A 17,346-nucleotide genomic window follows, 5' to 3' on the forward strand; every position below is an offset into this window, starting at 1 on the left:
GTCCCGATGCTGATCGCCGAGGCGAAATCCCTGGCTGGCGGAAGGCGGCATCGAGAGCTAGCGGCGAAGGGAGAGATTCGTGCTTCATCATGCTGATGTCGAGATCAGGCGGGATGTGGACCCGGCCTGTTTCGCTCCGTTGACGGAGAGGCAGGCCGCCGGTGAATCCGGCATGGAGGTCAATCATCAGTATGTCGATGTTCGCGGCTGCTCGATCGAGGACGCGCGCCAGGCCCTGACGGAGGAGGCGGAGTTTCTGGAGGAGCTGGAAGCGTCCGGCTGGGATGGAGGCGTGGCGGACCAGCTGATGGACGATGCCTATGAATCGGAGTTTCTGTTCGGCTTCGATGTCGGCACGGCCGGCGCGATCTTCGCTCTCTCCGCAGCGGGGGCCGTGCCGATTACCAGCTGCAACGGCGGTGTGATCGATGGCGAAAGGCACGCGAGCGATGTCCCCACCATCCTGTTCTCTGCGACACCGGAGATTTTGCCGCCGATCCTTCGAGCGGCGGCCGCGGCCGATGCCGGGCTGATCAATAACGATGGCAACGTGGAGCTGTTTGCCGACTGGCTTCCCAAGCTGCATGCATTTGCCGGCCAGCTTCTCGCCGAGCTGGAGCGCTGACCGGGCTCCACTGAAGCGGGTTTTCGGTGGTTCGCTGATTGGGAGCGCCCCCGGCTAGACGAGAACCCGTTACAAAACCTGGGTGTGCATGAAACGAGACCCAGGTTATGTCACGCTCCGTCATGTTACAAAACCTGGGTATGAAGGAAACGAGACCCAGGTTATGTCACGCCACCCAGCGTTACAAAACCTGGGTATGATCGAAACGAGACCCAGGATATGTCACGCCATGGACCGGCTTGAACAAACCCAGCGCGAGCAGCTCAGCGCCTTCCTGGACACCAGTCCGATCGTTCGCGCCTACGAACTCCGAAATGCCGGGATCGCCGGAGAGACAATCAGGCGTGCTGTCCAGAGTGGTGAACTTGTTCGCATAGCACGCGGCCTCTATCAGCGCGCCGACAGTGAGGTCGAAACCGAGCAGGCGCTGGCCGAAGCTGCGAAGCGGGTTCCAAAGGGCGTCATCGCCATGATTTCGGCGCTCGCCTTTCATGGGCTGACCGATCAGATGCCGCGCAGGATATGGGTCGCGATCAGCGCAAGGGACTGGGCGCCGGTTCCTTCATACCCGCCAATTCGCATCGTCGAGCTTCGCGACAAGTACATGCAGCACGGGATCGAGCATCATCCGATTTCGGGCGTGGATGTTCCGATCTTCTCGGTGTCGAAGACGCTTGCCGACGTCTTCCGCAACAGCAAGCTGGTCGATCGCTCCGTCGCGGTCGAGGGGCTGCGGGCCGCACTCGATCAGCGGAAGGCTACACCGGGTGAAATCGCCGATGCCGCAATGGCGGCCGACTCGTGGAGGATCATGCGACCCTATCTCGAGGCACTGACCTCGAATGGCTAAGGGCACAAATCGCGCAGCCTCGATCAAGCAGCAGCTCCTGAACCTCGCCCGCGCGGAAGGCAGGGTATATGACGTCGTACTGGTTCGGTACGCGCTCGAACGGCTGCTCTATCGAATCTCGATCTCGGAAATGCGGGACCGATTCATCCTGAAGGGCGGCATGCTGGTCACCCTGTGGATCGAAGGTGGAAATCGGGAAACGCGCGACGTCGACTTCCTCGGATACGGTGATTCCGACGAGAGAAAGCTTCGCGATGCGTTCGCCGAAATCATGGCCATCGATGTCGACGATGGGCTTGTGTTCGATATCGAGGGGCTGCGAGCCACGGCCATCCGCGAAGAGATGGAATATGGCGGCGTGCGGCTGCGCACGACGGCTTATCTCGAGCGGTCCCGGATTCCGGTCACTATCGATATAGGGTTCGGCGACGCACTGGCGGCATCCGCCCCTTCTCTCGCCTACCCCTCGCTGCTTGGAATGGAAGCTCCGCAGATAAGAACCTATCCACCGACAGCAGTGATTGCGGAGAAATTCCAGGCCATGGTCGCCCTCGGGGTCGCGAACGGTCGCATGAAGGACTATTTCGATCTCTGGGCGATTCCGAGAGCGGTGGAGCTTGATGAAACGGCTCTTGATGCAGCCATCCAGGCGACATTCGAACGACGTCAGACCGACATTCCGGTGGGACGGCCGCCCGGACTTTCGCCGGCCCTGACAGGCGACGAAACCAAGCAGCGCCAGTGGCGAGCGTATGCGCAGTCGATCGACCTGGAGAGCCTGACTCTCGAGGAGGTCGTCGAAGCAGCATGGGCGCTGGTCGGCCCCTCATGCGCGCGCATTGGAGCACGGGGAAACAGCTCGCCCGAATCATGATTGTCGGATAGTCGCCGGGCCGGACGTGCGTAGCAGGAAAGGGCAAAGGGACTCGAACCGCCCCGCGAAAGAAGCTTCATGGTATCAACGATGGTATCGACAATGAGGCTCCGGGATTATTCGATTGTTTTCAGCATGTTATATTGCTGTTTCGAGTCCTCTTCTGGCACCATTTGCTGCCTCTGGATTCGTCCAGAGGCGCCAAGCAAGCGGCTGGTTTCGCAGCATAATTTCATCAACGATCGCTGGCAACCGCCCGGTTGATCCAATTGATTCCGGCAAAAGACACAAAATAGAGTCTCATTTTGTGTCTGCTGGGCGGATCCGGAGAAACCGGGATCACGATGATGCTGACACAACTCCACATCACCTCCGCCAAGCCGTAGAGGCGCTATCAACACCTTGTGCCCTTGGCCCCCATCGCGGATACAAATGGTTCCGCGCTGCGCTGAAAGACGAGTATCCTGGGCCGGCCGTGCTCTCTTCCAGGGGTGTCGCGCCGAACGGATTTTGCCTGTTGCAATAGGCGTAAGAGGTGCCGTGCTCGCTTTCCCGATTGGCCAATCCCAAGAAGAGGAGAGGATTCGCGTTCCTGCTCGCACCTAGCTCTTGCACAGAATCGGACTGATCCCTGACAAACTTTTCCCAGCGGCGAAACATCGCCGATCCGAACTCGGCAAGAACAACCGCTTTCAACTTCTTTCACATTTACGAGCTAGTTCACTCCAGAACCTGGTTGGGGCTTGGTCATGAATATGGAAAGCGTGTTTGGCAGGGTATTCGGCCGCAAGGGAGCAGGTGCGGAAACACCCCGGGCGTCAAACGGCGGCGCGCAATTGCACCCGGCAATGGCGGCTGAACTGCAGCGGCTCGAACATTACCGCCCGGGCCTTGGCCGCGCGGCAATGCACTATGTCGCGAGCGGCGAACGCCTGGATGCACTCGATGCGATCGCGGCGCTGAGCCAGGCCAATCTTGTCGCAACCTCGTCCTACCAGAAGGCCGAGCCGACACTTTCCGTTATGCTCGGCAAGACCAGCCAGGCGCTGGTCAGGGGCGAAATCCAGCCAGGACCGGAGGTGTTGCGTCTGCTCCAGGTCCGCATCGCGACCAAATATGTCAGGGCGCCGTGGAACAAGCAGCTGACCGACGCGGAACTGGCGGTGACCGGGCTGAACGAAATGCTGTATCACGGGCTGTCTCTCATGCAGGGCAATTACAAGGTTAAGTGGGAGGAAGTGATTCCACTCAAGACCGCCTTTGCCCATTTCCGGCAAGTCGGCGGCACCTTGCTGGACCTGTTTGCGCTGATCCTGCGTCGAACGGAAAGCGAGTTCGTTACGCAATCGGTCGGCAGCTGGTCCGCCAGCGACGACCTTGCCGGTTATCTCAACACCTATCCCGCCGCCTTTGCCGAAGCGCTGCGCCTTGCCGAACCGAGGCCCCGCGCAAACGGCGTAAAGCTGGCCGAATATCACAAAGCAACATCGGCGCCGGAGATCGAGTCGGTCCTGGTCGCCATGTTGACCCGGCCGTTCGATCAAAATGACCGCGAAATCGCTACGTCCGCGCTTGCCCGGCTCGCCCCGGAACAACTCCTGAACTGGCTCCAACGCTACCTTCCGCAGGCGGATATCGATACGCGTTACGGCCTTGTCCAAGCAGCGGGACGCAATGGCGCGGCAACAATTCTCGCCCTTCTGGCCGAACGCGCGAAGGTCGAAAAGGCGGCCAAGGTGCAAGCCGCAATTCAGGCAATCCTAGAGGTCGACGCGGTTGAGGAAGCGCCGCCCATCGATGGCCAACCCAATGCATCCGGTTATGCCGCTATCGACGGCAGCTTCGTGACCCTGCCCCCGCTCGCGGATTTGGGCGAGCCCGAGACGGGCTCAGCCAGCGCGGAGGACCGCGCCGCCTTCATGCGGATCGTCGAGGCGATCGTTGCGCATCGCACCAGCCTGTCCGAGGAGAGCTGCGACCGAACCCGCTTCTTTCATCGCCTTGACGATAACGATATCGACGCGACCTTTGAACTGATGACGCAGGGGGCGCCACTGCGTCCCGGCACGACCTACGCCCTCGTCAGCGCTATCAGGCAACGCGAGGACGGACGTGCATGGTATGCGGGCTATCTCGGACGGCTGCCGGTTGGCGCGGCATTGCGGGCGCTGATGGCCAATGGTTACAGCGAAATGCGCCTTTTGACCGGTGCCGACACCTATATCCGGGAAAGCGAGCGGTTCGCGCTGGATCGCCTCGGCCACTGGATTGCAGACCATGGCATTGGGCTGCGCGAGATCGAAACCGCCAATCACGCGGCAAAGACGGGACTATCCTTTTCGCAGGCGGCGAACGATCCCGCGTTCAACCCGGCTTTGCACTTGCGCGAAATTCTCAACCGGCAACAGCTGAGTTACGACCGCCGCAGCGTATTCGAATCGCTCCGGGATCTCGATCCGCGCGCCGTCTGGCCTTGGCTAGCCGGCAACATGGGCGTTCTCGACGAAGCCTTGGGCCTGAAGCCGGCCGAAAAACCGATCCCGCTCGACCGCGCGCTGGAGGCGCTGGAACTGCTCCCGCGGATGCCGCAACGCTATTTCGCAAAGCTTCTGGACATCGCAGTGTCGGAAAAACGCCCGCTGCGACGTCGGGCCATGGCGCTGCTTCGCGACGGCCGAGATCTGACAACACGCATAGAGGCATTGCTCGACGACAAGCGCCAGCTGGTGCGGAGCAACGCCGCGACATGGCTCGCCGACATCCGGTCGACGGCCAGCGAAGGCGCGTTGCGCAAGCGCCTGAAGAACGAGAAATCCGATCCGGTTCGCGCGGCGCTGATCGAAAGCCTGCAGCGCATGGGCTTCGACCTTTCCGACGTGATTGGCCCTCTCACGCTGATCGCCGAGGCCGAAGCAGCCTTCGCCAAGGCCGCGCCGAACCTGCCCGCCTGGCTCACCGCCAACGGACTTCCCGCACCGCACTTCCGCGATGGCTCCACCGTTCCGCAGTTGCTCGTGCAGCACTGGCTGGCATTGGCGATCCGGCTCAAGGATCCGGCCGCCAGCGGACAGTTCGGAATCTACCTCGACCAGTTGCTGCAAGACGATGCACGGACCTTTTCGAACTGGGTATTGGATGCCTGGATTGCCTTCGATACCCACACCTCGTCGCTCGAAGAGGCCACTGCCTACGCCATGGCGAACTACCAGCAGCATTTTTCGTGGCTGTGCCGTTACACCAAGCCGCCCGGATTGCGCGAGGAAGTGATCGCGCAAATGACCCGGGAAAAAACAGGCGAGTTGCTCAACTCGGGCTCCGAGGCCAAGGGCATGCTCGCCCTTGCCTGCCGCGCCGATCCAGTCTTTGCCGCCAACCGGGTACGCTGGTTCCTGAAGAAGCATGGGCGACGCTCCAACCAAGCGATGGCGCTGCTGGAAGTGCTGGCCGGAATCGGCCAGCCCGTGGCGCTGCAAGTGGTGATCGCCGCCTCGGTCCGGCTCAAGCAGAAGAGCACTCAGGCCCGCGCCGCCGAGATCGCCGAACGCTATGCCGAAGATCGCGGCTGGAGTTTCGATGAACTGGCTGACCGCACCGTGCCCAGCGCCGGGTTCGATGACGACGGTGTATTGGAACTGCCCAGCGGCGAGGATGGGAAGCTCTACACCGCCCGACTCGATGCCATGCTGGCGATCCATCTGTTCAATCCGGACGACAAGGCGGTGAAGAGCCTGCCCGCAGGGGACGACGAAGCCACCCGGGAATCGAAAAAGGCCTTCGCCGGGGCCAAGAAAGAACTGGCACAGGTCATCGAACTTCAAGGTACCCGCCTGTTCGAAGCGATGTGCGTCGAACGCGCCTGGCCGGTGGCCGATTGGCGGTTGGCCTTCCATGAACATCCGGTAATGCGCCGGCTGGTCGAGCGACTGGTCTGGCAGGGGCTGAACGAGGACGGCCATCCGCTCGGGCTATTCCGGCCAACCCAGGAGGGCGATTTCACCGATGCCGGAGACAATCCGGTCGATATCGACGGCTTCGCCAAGGTCCGGCTGGCCCATGGCGCGTTAACCGACGAAGCGACCTGCCGGGCTTGGGCTGGCCACCTCAAGGACTATGAGATCAAACCCTTCCTCGCCCAGTTCGACACCCTGCGCGCGCCGCTTTCCGCCGAACAGGGCGAAGCCGAGGCAATTCTCGACCGCCAGGGCTGGAAGGCCGACAGCCTGACGTTCCGGGGTGCAGCGGAGAAACGCGGCTACGAACGAATCATGCGCGATGGCGGCGGTTGCCACGAGTATGAGAAGAAGTTCCCCAGCCACGGCATCACCGCCACGATCTTCCACACCGGCTCCCATGCCGTGGACGAGAACAACCCGCTCGCACTCAAGGAACTTCATTTCACCAAACAAGGCCATCGCGGGACCTATCGCATCAAGGACGTCCCACCGGTGATGCTGGCCGAGTGCTGGGCCGACTATCATGCAGTCGCCGCCAGGGGCGCATTCGATCCGGAGTGGGAGAAACTCTCGCCCTGGTGACCTATCGCAGCAAGGGCGCTCCGCAGCGCTGCTGGCGGGCCACCAGCAGGCCATAGGCCGCGACGAGAAGCGTTGGTGCATCCTGTACACCGCGGATCAGAGCGGCCAGCGCCGGCAGGCCATGATGATCGAGCCGGTCGGCATGGGCGGCAAGCCCCCGGGCGATCTGGTGTCGAGCGATTGCGCCAGTGCAGGACCGATCTCCGCCCGGTCCAGCAGTTGCCGCCACGCCGCAGCCAACGCCGCCTCAGTGCCCCCACGCTGACGCCGGATGAAACGCCGCGCGCCGCTTTTCCGCAACCGTTCCAGCCAGCCGCGCATAGCGTGGCCAGCCTGTTGCCGACCATGGGTATAGGGCCGCCGCCACAGCGAAAGGTCGACTGGGTCGTCGGCGCCGAACAACGTGATCGGCCGCGCTTCCAGCTGTTCGCCCGCACGGACCAGCCGTACCAGCACCATGCCTTCCCATCCGCTGCGCACATGCGCTTCCAGCGCTCCGATGGCGGTCGCCACCGGCTCTTCGTGATCCAGCGTCAACGCCAGCCATTCGCCTGCCGTATCGCGCACGGGCCAGACGAGTTGTTGCGTGAGATCGTCGAAATAGGGCAAGCCAACCGCGCTGGGCGATAAGAGGCAGGCGACCGCTGTGTCGCCAGCATCGAGGCCCAGGCCAGTCTGCCGAAGCCAGGTTTCCCGAAGGTCCCTCCATTCGCGGACGATACCTGGCCAGCGAGGATCCGGACGCACGTGGCGGGCGATGATCACGGCACGCGCGCTGGCTGGCGCGGAAAGGCGGTCGTCGACGGACAGGCGCGATTCTTCAAGCGCGATCCGGGCATGCGCCAGCACGGCCAGCGGTTCGGCCTGCCACATCGCCTGCGTACGCCAGGCTTCGGCTGGCGCAAATGCGGGGTCCTGGCCCGCCCCACGCGCCAAGGAGGTCGAGAGCCAGCGTCCGGTCTCCGGCTCGATGAACCAGGCGGTCACGCCCCGCGCGCCGGTATCGGTGCGCCAGCGCTCACCCCCGCAGCCGACCAGTGTGAGCGGGGCGGCGGGCGCGAAATCTCGCCGCACCTTGCCGGCGAGACTTGCCCGCCGGTCGGGCTCGATGCCGGCAAGTGCCCGCGTCAAAACAAAGGCAGTAGCGGCGAGCTCGAGCATGCGATCGGAGTCGAAGGCAAGCGCGCGTTGCCGTCGCAGCCGCAACTGCGCGGCAATCGCGCGCAGCATCGTCGAAAGGCGCGGCAGACTGTCCGCGCGCGAGGATACCGAGAGCTCGAAGAGCGATTCCTCGAGCGGCAACGGCGCGAGGTTGAAGCCCAGCATCGCGACTTCGCCAAGGCTTGCCGCGACACGGCGCAGGAAGGCGGAGTCGATCTCCACCTCTGCCGGTAAAGTCTCATCCTCGACCGGCTCAGGCAAGGTCGCGCCGAAGTGGCGATGCGCGGCCAGAACTGCGGCAGCATGATAGGCCTTTACGCGTGCCTTGACTGCCTTTGAGACGATACCGTCAAAACCCTGGCCGCGCAGGATGCGAATGGGGTCGTCCAGGTCGGCGAAGACGACCGAGATGGCGTTTGGGGCCGGCTCCACCTGCTGGACCGTTGCTACGAGTTCCAGCGCCGCACGCCAGCCGGCCTTGCCTGACCAGCGTTCAAGCGCGGTGAGGTCCAGCGCGGCGAGAATGTCCTCCGATTTGGACAGCGCCTCCGCGACCTCTCCTTCCCCGGTCGCACTATCCTCGATCGCCTGAAGGAACAGCACGGCCGCGATGCGATGGCGGCAGATAGCGACCGATTTGCAGGCGCAGTCGGCCGCGCGGGGGCCCCGCGCGTCGAGCGTCACCAGTTGGCCGTCCGCCTCGACCGCTGCCTTGCCTTCGCCGGCGGAGACCAGCCGCAGCTTACCCTCTTCGACGTCGCGATGCGCGCGCCGGACCAGTCCGGGGTTGGAAAGCGTTGCCAGCGCGGCATCGTCGAACGCGGCCAGGCCGACCCGCAAAGCGGCATCGATCACGCGATCACGCTCCCGATCCACTCGGCGAACCGGTCGGGCGTGAGCGCTGCAATCTGCATTCCGCGTTCTGCCAGCCGCTCGGCCATGCGCCGGTCATAGACCGGGGCGGCATCATCGCTGAGCGCGCCGAGCCCCAGCAGCGTGACCCGGGCCGATGCCATGCGCTGCGCCGCGGCGAGCATGCGCGGCACGGATCCGCCCTCCTCGAAATCGCTGACGAGGACGAAGACGGTACGGGTCGGCTGGGTGACCAATTTCTCGCAATACTCCATCGCCGCGGCGATGTTGGTGCCGCCGCCCAGCTGTACCGACATCAGGACCTCGACCGGGTCATGCGATTCGCTGGACAGGTCGACGATCGCGGTATCGAAGACAATCAGCTTCACATCGACCGCGGGCAGGGCGGTGAGGATCGAGGCCATGACCGCGGCGTAGATGGTGGAAGCCAGCATCGACCCCGATTGGTCGACGCACAGGATGATCGTCCAAGGCAGTCGCCGCCGGCTGCGACCATAGAAGCGCAGGCGATCAGCGACGATCACGCCGCGTGTCGCATCCCAATTCTTGAGATTGTCGCGGATCGTGGCGCGCCAGTCGAAATTCTGCATCGACTTGAGCTGACTTCGACGGAAGCGATTGGGGCGCCCCGCCAGCGCTGCCTCGACGCGCGGACGCAGGCGCCGGACGATATCCTCGACGATCTTGCGCGCCACGTCGCGGATCTTCTCGCGCATCGCCGGATCGGCGAGCCCCTTGTACGCGATCAGCGACTTGAGCAGGTCCTTGTTCGGCTCGAGCGCATCAAGCACCGCAGGATCCTTGACCAGTTCCGCCATGCCGAGATTGTCGATCGCATGCGCTTGCACCGTTTCGCAGACCGACTGAGGGAAGAGATCGCGCAACTCGCCGAGCCAACCGAGCGGCGTCAGCTGGCTTGGATCGAGCGACCCACCGCGTCCCCCGCCATTCTTGTCTCGTCGCAGGCCGCGTTTCTCCATCTCGCGGGCATAGAGATAGTCGAGCGCTCTATCGGCACGGCGCTCTGCTCCAGTCATCCCATCGGGGGGAGTGAGCGATCGGCATAGCGTCCCAAAGCCAGCCGCCAGCGCCTTAGGACGACAGGGTCGCTCATGCACCAACGCCGTCGCGCGCGAGCACGAGTACCAGTTCGCGGTCGAGCGCGAGATTGGCGGCAAGCTCGGCCTCGGAGATATCGACGATTGTGGCCAACTGCCCCGGCTGCGCCCCGATGCGGATCGCCACTTCCTCGGCCAGCCGGTCGATCTCGCGCGGATCGAGCGGCATCAGCGCGAGACGGAGGTGCGGCAGCAGCGCCAGGAACCCCTCCTCGTCGAGGCCCGCGATCAGTTCGTCGAGCGTCGCGACGATCTCCGGCAACGTCCAGAGGAGTTCGCGCGCGATGGCGATGATGCCGCCCAGGAACGCCAGCCGTTCGGCAGGATTGACATAGCTGCTCGCCAGTTCGCCGCTGAGCCGGGCCTTCAACTCGTCTGCATCGGTCTTGCCGTCGATCACGACGAAAGCCATCACCGCGCCCGCAAGCATCGGTGCCAGCGGCTGGGCCTGCAGCCGGGAGAGCGCTTCATCGAATAATGCGATCTCGATCGGCGTCTCCGACGAACGCGCCAGTTCGATCAGTCCGCGCAGATCGGCCAGCGCGCTCACTGCATCTCGCACCTGCTCCGGCCCGAAATCGGCCAATCCGGGCAGGAGCACCAGCACGCGCCGCCACGCGGCACCGATCAGATGGTCGAGCGGGGCGGTCTCGACGATTCCCAGCGTCTCGCGGCCACGGCGCAGCAGCACGAGATCGGTCAGAGCCGCGACGACCGAGCCCAATTGCGGGTCCTCGATCACCTGCTGTTCGACCAGTGCGAGGATCGCATAGGCTTCGGTGCCCAGCCCGGCGCGGCAGGCAGCGGAGAAAAGGTCGATCGCGGCGAGTGCGCTGCGCCCCTTGCCATGCTCGGAAAGCTCGGCGAGCTTCTGGGCCAGGACGAACGCCAGTGCCTCGCCCAGAGTATCCGCCGCTTCGGACAATTCGATCAGCCTGGATTCGACCAGCGGCGACCAGGCGACCGACCAGATCTCGTGCAGCCGATCGAGCGCAACATCGTTGCGGAAATCGGGCCCGGCGGTGCGCTGGCTGAAATTCGCCTCGACCAGCGCCATGGCATGGCAGAAGCGGCTTGCCGCGCGGTGGCGGGGCTTGCGGTAGATGTCGAGCTCGCGGCTCCGTCGTTCACCATCGGTGACGGCGAAGCCCAGCGACCGTGCCTGCGCGCGGACCGCCTCGACGAGCGGTGGCGATCCCGCCGAGGGGGGCACCTCGCCGATCGCCGTGCCGGTGAGCCATGCTCTGAGCTCGTTGAGCAAAGGCACATGTTCGGTTGGGATCTCACCCTTGATGAAGCTCGAGCGGATCGCGTCGATAATGTCATCGCGCGCAGGAAAGGGGCGTCCGCGCAGCGCCGCGAGGCGCTCGGCCTGTTCGACCGCGTTGGCGATCACCGGGAATGACGGCGCCCCCGCGCTGCCGCTGGCCCGCAGATGCGCAGCGAAGCCGACGACCAGCGCGAGCGCGAGACCCTGTCCGCCACTGTCGCGGACCTGCCAGAGCCGGTCATAGAAGCCGGGGAGAGGAAGTCCTGCCCCATAGCCACCCAGCGCATCGAGCTGTCGCATGCCATAGCGAATCAGATAGGATCGCCCGGCATCGGCGCGCGCTGCCACCGGCTTAGCCGTGGCGGGCTCGAACAATGCCGTGGCATGGAAGCCGCCGACCACGGCCACGATCGGACCCGAGGCGGTGGCGCGGGTCTCGGCGAGAATCGCGCGCATCTGCGCCTCGCGCGCCAGCGTGCCGTCGCGTTCCAGCTGCGCCGGATCGGTCGCGGTCCGGATGCAGGCGCAATAGCGCGCGACATCGGCGAAGAAGCGCTGCCAATCGGAATCGGCGATGCGAGCCTCGAACAATTGGTCCCACACTTCGTTGCCATCACGGCACCCTAGCTCGCGCGCGAGTGCGGTGACATAGTCGCCGACGTCGAATGGGTGCTCATCGCTAAGCAGCGAGCGCGCTGGCTCACCCGCGTCGTCGAACACCATCTCGCGCGCGGTCGAGGACAGGTCGATGAAGCGGGCTTGCAGCCCCTGCGCCGCGGCCGCCTGCAGCGCAACCAGTTCCGGGCTGTGCGCGCAAAAGGGAAAATAGCTCGCCACGCGGCGCGTCGCCTGGCCCGCTACGGCCTCACGCAGCGAGACGATCGCAACCGGCGCGCGGGTACGCGGATCGCATAGCTGCTCGATCAACGGATCGAAGTCGCATGGCCCCTCGACCAGGATTGCCACCGGCTGCACCGCCGCGATCAGCCGTTCCAGCTGCGCAGCGCACGCTGGGCTATGGTGCCGGATCGGCACCACCCACAGCGCACGCGTCGGATCGTGGAGGGGCACTTCGTCCACGCCGGTCAGCCGAGCTTGAGCGACCGTGCCGCCTGGTAGAATTCCTTCCACGGCCCCGACCGCCCGGCACGCTCCTTGACGATATGGTCGATATAGGCGCGCAGGCGCTTGCCGTCCTCAGGCGAATCCTTGAGCACCACGCCCTGTAGCTGCCGCGCGACATGCGCCGCCGAGAGCCTGCCATCATCGAGATAGGCGGCCTCCAGCGCGGCGGCGTGAAGGACATTGACCGCCTCCGCGGTGGACATCACTGCGTCGGGGCGGTTGAGGCTTGCGCCCTCCGCAGTGCGGCCGGTGCGCAGGTCCTGGAAGACGCGCACCAGTATTTCGGCGACATCGCGTTCGCCGTGCACCTTGACGCCGGCAGGGCCCAGCCGCTCTCCGAGCTGACGCAGTACCAATTCCTGCTCGAACGCTGGATCGGCGATGGGATGGACGGTCTCGAAATTGAAGCGGCGTTTCAGCGCGCTCGACATTTCATGGACGCCACGGTCGCGCAGATTGGCGGTGGCGATCACGTTGAAGCCGGGCGCGGCGCTGGCGACCGCATCAGGCCCGAGTTCGGGTAAAGCGAGCGCCTTTTCCGACAGGATCGAGATCAGCGCGTCCTGCACCTCGGGCGGGCAACGGGTGATTTCCTCAAAGCGCACGATCCGCCCGCTGCGCATCGCATTGAGCACCGGCGAGGGCACCAACGCTCGTTCGCTCGGACCCTCGGCGAGAAGTAGGGCGTAGTTCCAGCCATAGCGGATATGGTCCTCGGTGGTTCCGGCCGATCCCTGCACCACCAGCCCGGAAGTGCCGCAAATGGCAGCCGCGAGCAGTTCGGAGAGCAGCGACTTTGCCGTCCCCGGCTCACCCACCAGCATCAGCCCCTGCTGGCTCATCAGGCTGACGATCGCGCGGTCGACCAACGGATCGTCGCCATAGAATTTGCGCGAGATACCCTGTTTGGGATCGCCGAGAAGGAAACGGCGCACCGCGCGCGGCGAGAGTTGCCAGCCCTGCGGGCGCGGGCTGGTATCGCTGGCCGCCAATGTGGCGAGTTCGGCGGCGTACCGCGCCTCGGCGGCTGGCCGCAGGATCTGTTGCTCGGCCATCAATGGACTTTCTTTTGCCAGTCGGGATCGAAGCCGCTGCCTTTGGCGGCGATATCGTACAGGTCCTGCCACGTCTCGGCGAGCAGCACTGGCGGCACTTCCTTCAGCGTGAGCTGACGGCCGTGATAGCCGTTGTCGCGCAGCACGCGGAAGCTGAGCGTGTGGAGTGCTGCCAGCGTGTTTTCTTCGGGCAGCGGGCTGCCGCTGAACTCGATTTCCGCGACGATCGCAGCACTGCGATAAGGGCGCTCATAGCTGGTAAACCAGCCGCCATCGCCCGCGGCGCCGCGAACATAGCCCAGCTTGGTGGCGATGCCGCGCAGTTTGAAAGTCTCGATCATCCAGCCTTCGCGGTCGCGGATTTCCTGCCTGCCGCCCATCGCCTCGGTCACTTCGGGCAGCGCGCGGCCAACCTGGTCGAATGGCGGCGCGACCTCATAGTCCGCAAGATGCCGTTGCCAGGCGCCGATCGCACCGTCCTCGAGGAGCGAACGATGCGCCAGTTGCACTTCGGCGAAGTCTGCGAGCGCCACATCTTCGTCTGCGGCATTGGTATAAGAGCCGTCGCCGAGCGGTCGGAAAGCCCCGGCGACCCGTCCGTTGCCATCGACCCCCAACCAGATAAGCCGGCGCGCCAGCCGCCCGACCAATGGATGCGCGGCGAGAAAGCTTTCCCAGTCCTCAAGGCGCCAGCGCCGTCCGAGATACATGGCCTCGCGTAGCCGCTCGGTCTGGCTGGCGAAGACCTGCTTGCTCTCCTTGCGCGCGGTCGAGACGAGTTTCTTTGCGGCCTCGATCAGCGGTTTCTCCTCGTCGATGCGGGGTGCGGGAAGCGCCTTTACCTCCTTGCCATCGGCGTTGACCAGAACGAGGCCATCTGCGCTGTCGAGCCGGAGAGCGTAGGTGCGGTCGCGGCCGCAATCGAGATCGATCGCGCCATCAGTGTCGAGCCCAGCGGTAGGCACGGTACGGTCGGCCAGCTCCTCTGCGCTCCAGCCGCGCCGGTCGGCCACGGATTCTACCAACGTGCCGGCATGCGCCTGGACCGAGCGCTGCTTCGAGCGATTGGCGGCTGCGAGCACGAGCTGCAGCGCGGCGCTGGCGGGGTTGCTCGCCAGCATCTCCAGCAGCGCTTTGGCCTGTGACGTGCGTGCGCCATGCTCCTTCAGGAAGGGGCGGACCTTCTGTGCCGCATCAGCGCCATCGACGCGGGTGGCGAGCGCCAGGATGCCCTTGCTGTCCACCGCGCTGCCCAGATAGGTGCCGAGCTTCACGCGCCTTAGCTGGGCGAAGACCGTGTCGCGATCGGTCGCATAATAATCGGCCGCCTGCGGATAGCGCTTCACCGTATCGATATTCTGCCGCAGCGTCGCTGCAACATTGGCCGCGGCATATTGATTGGCCTCCTCCTCGGTGCAGGTCCGAATGTCCTGCTCGATCCAGCTTGTCAGCACCGCCCAGCCCAGGCGATGTGCGTCGCCGGGCGACAGCCGGTCGAGCCAAAGGTCGATCAACGCATTACCGCCCGGTTGCTTGAGCTTGGCCGCGAGCGTCACCCACCATTGCGGAATGCGCGGGTCAATCGTCTCGCCGTTGCGCCAGTGCAATGCCGGCAATTGAGCGAAGGGGAACCAGGTCAGCGCCTTGTCCGTCGCCTTGGCGAGCGCGGCATCGGCTTCCTTGATCATCGCCGCGCTGTCGAAGAAATCGCCGACATCATCGCCCAATCGCTCGAGCGCGGTGATCATCGCTGCGCGCGCAAGTTCGCTTCTTTCCTTCTTCAGCACGCGGCGCAGCGTCGCAATCTTATCGCGCGCCTCGCGTTGGGCGAGCCATTCGGCGGCGCCAGCACGGACATCTTGGCGTCCATCGTCGAGCAGGCGGGCGATCGCGTCATCGATCCCTGGCGCCGCTCGCAGTAACTGGCGGGCGCGCGCGCGCAACGTCGCGCTACTGCCACTCGCCAGGAGCATCAGCGGCTGCTGGTAGCGGCGCGGCGCCGTGGGGAAAAAGGCAAGCAGGTCGAGCGCGGCACGGACGGCGAAAGCGCGGGTTTCGGAGCGGGGCTTGAGGCCGAACGCTTCATCGAGCAGGTCGAACCGGTCGCACAGCGCGACCCAGAACGGCAAGTCCTGCTCAAGGAACGGCTGGTACCATGTTGCGCCGAGATGCTCGGCGATCGGGTCACGCCCGCCGAAGCGCGTCCACAGGTCCAGCACCACGCGGATGTCGGCGCCTGCGGCGATCCGCCGCGCGAGTGCATTCCCCGGGGGGCCGGCCCAGTCACTGAAGACCGTGGCGAAATACCCGTTGGTGCTGGCCAGCGCAAAGCGCACGCTGTGCCAGAGGGTAAGCCGCGGATCGTCGAAAAACGCGTCCACGCCAGTGCCGCGGCCCTCATGTGAGCGGATCCAGCCGAGTGACGTGTTCTGTTGGTTGCCGATCTGGTACGCGCTCTCACCAAGTTTGCGGATCATGTCGAACTGTGCCTGACCCACCTTGCTGAACTGGCGGCTCCAATGCCAGCGTTCACGCGACGCCTCTGCCTGCGCCGCGGCAAGCTTTACGTTGAACGTCGCCGCCGCTGGCCGGAGAAGCGCCAGCACCTCATCGGGAATAGGCGTGACCTCGGCAATCATCGGACGCGGCGGCGTCGCCACCCAGCTTCCGTCGACCGCGGTGTAGCCTTCGGGACCGTCGCCGGGTCCGGCAGCACCGGCTTCGGTGGTGGTGGACGCGAAACTTCCCGTCGCCCGTTCAATCGCCGCGAGGACGCGTGGAGCCGTCTCGTCGGCCTTCCATTCCGCCAGCAATCCGGCGGCCAGGTCGCCCAGGCTTGTAGCAACCAGCTCGACCATCTCGGCCCGTACAGCGGGTGTCGCCTGCGGATACCGTGCCGCCAAATGCGCGCGGAGGAGATCGGCATCGGCGCCGGTCAGCGCCTGCCTGGCGCTTTCACGCGCCTTTTTCGACGACCCGGTCGCGAGCTCGGCCAGCGGCTCCAGGAAAGCGTCGGCAAGCTTGAGGCGTCCCATCGCCGCTGCAAATTCTGCGCGCTGGTCCGCGCCCAGTGCGGGCAGTGCCGCGACGACGGCATCGTGCCGCGCTCCAAGCCAGGGCATCACGCCGGCGAAACGTTCGACGCAATTCTCGGCGCGATAATTTCCCACGTCATTGCCGAACAGAATGTCGAGGACTGGCAGCAACCCCAGATCTGCCAACGCAGCCAGCGCAGCGAGTTGGTCGAGTGACTGATCCTTGCGGCCATGACCAAGCCATTGCGTCGTGACCTGGCGCAGCCATTCAGGCGACTTCTTGGAACCGAAGTACCAGCTGTCATGCTGTATGGCCTCCAGTGCGCTCAGCGCTTCGCCGAGCCGCCGCATCTGTGCTGCATCCCATTCAACGCCGGGCGCGAACAGCCCACTCTCGTCTCGCGGCGGAAAGCTGCGCATTCGTCGCGCCCAAATGGCTTGCACCTTGCCCGTGGCGAGCGTCGACAGCACCGAACTGGCATCTCCAGATGCGACATAAGCGCCAATTTGCCGTTCGATTCCCGGAGCCGCCTTGCCCAGCCGATCGAAATGCTTCGCGACACGGCGCGCGATCTTGGCTCCGTTGCGCGGTGCCGGATCGCCGATACCACGGATGTCCACGGAGACCGTGCTACCTGTCAAAGCTCCGATCCCACGGCGCAACCTGTCGAACAGTGTTTCGACCATTGATGGCTTCCCCCTGCTAGGCCGCGTTCTAGGTAGACCGATACGGCGGTTCCTAACCATCCCTTTCGTTGATCAATCCGCACGGTCGCGTTGCGATAGGATCGGATCAGCTCTCGACCTCTTCCGGCCGCTTGCCGT

At 64.7% G+C, this 17,346-nt stretch carries 9 protein-coding genes; 4 read left to right on the forward strand and 5 right to left on the reverse strand.

Annotation, left to right across the window (positions count from 1 at the left end):
* Positions 1 to 115: 115 nt before the first annotated feature.
* From H3Z74_RS24025 to H3Z74_RS24040, 4 genes are all read left to right on the forward strand, one after another.
* Complete coding sequence (locus tag H3Z74_RS24025; RefSeq protein WP_187761962.1) at positions 116 to 625, forward strand: hypothetical protein; 510 nt, start codon at positions 116 to 118, stop codon at positions 623 to 625.
* 229 nt (positions 626 to 854) lie between these two features.
* On the forward strand, positions 855 to 1,475 hold the full coding sequence (locus H3Z74_RS24030; RefSeq protein ID WP_187761963.1) for a type IV toxin-antitoxin system AbiEi family antitoxin domain-containing protein: 621 nt from the start codon (positions 855 to 857) through the stop codon (positions 1,473 to 1,475).
* Positions 1,468 to 2,349 (forward strand): nucleotidyl transferase AbiEii/AbiGii toxin family protein, encoded by an 882-nt coding sequence (locus tag H3Z74_RS24035; RefSeq protein WP_187761964.1) that lies wholly within the window; start codon positions 1,468 to 1,470, stop codon positions 2,347 to 2,349. The genes H3Z74_RS24030 and H3Z74_RS24035 overlap by 8 nt, the downstream gene beginning before the upstream one ends.
* Before the next feature lie 1,163 nt (positions 2,350 to 3,512).
* Complete coding sequence (locus tag H3Z74_RS24040) at positions 3,513 to 6,884, forward strand: DUF4132 domain-containing protein (protein ID WP_187761965.1); 3,372 nt, start codon at positions 3,513 to 3,515, stop codon at positions 6,882 to 6,884.
* Positions 6,885 to 6,980: 96 nt separating this feature from the next.
* Here H3Z74_RS24040 and H3Z74_RS24045 read toward each other — a convergent pair whose 3' ends face one another.
* From H3Z74_RS24045 to H3Z74_RS24065, 5 genes are all read right to left on the reverse strand, one after another.
* The gene (locus H3Z74_RS24045; RefSeq protein ID WP_187761966.1) at positions 6,981 to 8,900 is read right to left on the reverse strand and encodes a hypothetical protein; all 1,920 of its coding nucleotides are present in this window, start codon (positions 8,898 to 8,900) and stop codon (positions 6,981 to 6,983) included.
* The gene (locus H3Z74_RS24050; RefSeq protein WP_229726785.1) at positions 8,897 to 9,955 is read right to left on the reverse strand and encodes a VWA domain-containing protein; all 1,059 of its coding nucleotides are present in this window, start codon (positions 9,953 to 9,955) and stop codon (positions 8,897 to 8,899) included. Before H3Z74_RS24050 ends, H3Z74_RS24045 begins: the two co-directional genes overlap by 4 nt.
* Positions 9,956 to 10,028: 73 nt before the next feature.
* Positions 10,029 to 12,437, reverse strand: coding sequence for a DUF5682 family protein (locus H3Z74_RS24055; protein ID WP_187761967.1), 2,409 nt, complete (start codon positions 12,435 to 12,437; stop codon positions 10,029 to 10,031).
* Positions 12,392 to 13,486: an ATP-binding protein gene (locus tag H3Z74_RS24060; protein WP_187761968.1), complete on the reverse strand. Its 1,095-nt coding sequence runs from the start codon at positions 13,484 to 13,486 to the stop codon at positions 12,392 to 12,394. Before H3Z74_RS24060 ends, H3Z74_RS24055 begins: the two co-directional genes overlap by 46 nt.
* Positions 13,486 to 17,142 carry a DUF4132 domain-containing protein gene (locus tag H3Z74_RS24065; RefSeq protein ID WP_187761969.1) on the reverse strand — a complete coding sequence of 1,219 codons (3,657 nt, stop codon included), beginning with the start codon at positions 17,140 to 17,142 and terminating at the stop codon, positions 13,486 to 13,488. The genes H3Z74_RS24060 and H3Z74_RS24065 overlap by 1 nt, the downstream gene beginning before the upstream one ends.
* Positions 17,143 to 17,346: the final 204 nt, after the last annotated feature.

This window comes from Sphingomonas alpina (assembly GCF_014490665.1).
GTDB lineage: Bacteria > Pseudomonadota > Alphaproteobacteria > Sphingomonadales > Sphingomonadaceae > Sphingomonas > Sphingomonas alpina.